The following is a 383-nucleotide window of genomic DNA, read 5'->3' as shown; positions in this document are numbered from 1 at the left end:
CTCGACAACCTGCTGCGCGTGCGCGGCGGCGGCACCCTGCCGGCCGATCTCGACGCCAAGGTGGAGGGCGGGGCACTGGAAGGCAGCAACGTCAACATGACGCAGGCGCTGATCGACATGATCGAGAACCAGCGCGCCTACGAAGTGTCCGCCAACATGATGAAGTCCGCCAAGGACATGGATGAAAGCGGTGCATCGCTGATGCGCCTGCCGTCTTAAGGGAGAAATCGCATGACCTACGCCGCCATGCACATCGCACGTACCGGGCTCGACGCTCAGGATACGCGCATGCGGGTCATCTCGAACAACCTCGCCAACGTCAACACGACGGGGTTCAAGCGTGACCGCGCTTCGTTCGAGACGCTGTCCTATCAGGTCGTGAC

At 62.4% G+C, this 383-nt stretch carries 2 protein-coding genes; both read left to right on the top strand.

From position 1 onward, the window contains the following. Positions 1-219: flagellar basal body rod C-terminal domain-containing protein (locus tag AC0IYH_RS29760; protein ID WP_471837671.1), on the top strand; the 219-nt coding region annotated here is incomplete at its 5' end. A 12-nt stretch (positions 220-231) separates the two neighbouring features. Beyond that, positions 232-383: flagellar basal body protein (locus tag AC0IYH_RS29755; protein ID WP_471837673.1), on the top strand; the 152-nt coding region annotated here is incomplete at its 3' end.

This window comes from Pseudomonas sp. AC463 (genome assembly GCF_979253585.1).
Note: the sequence above shows the minus strand (reverse complement) of the source record. Positions and strands in the feature narration are given on the sequence as shown.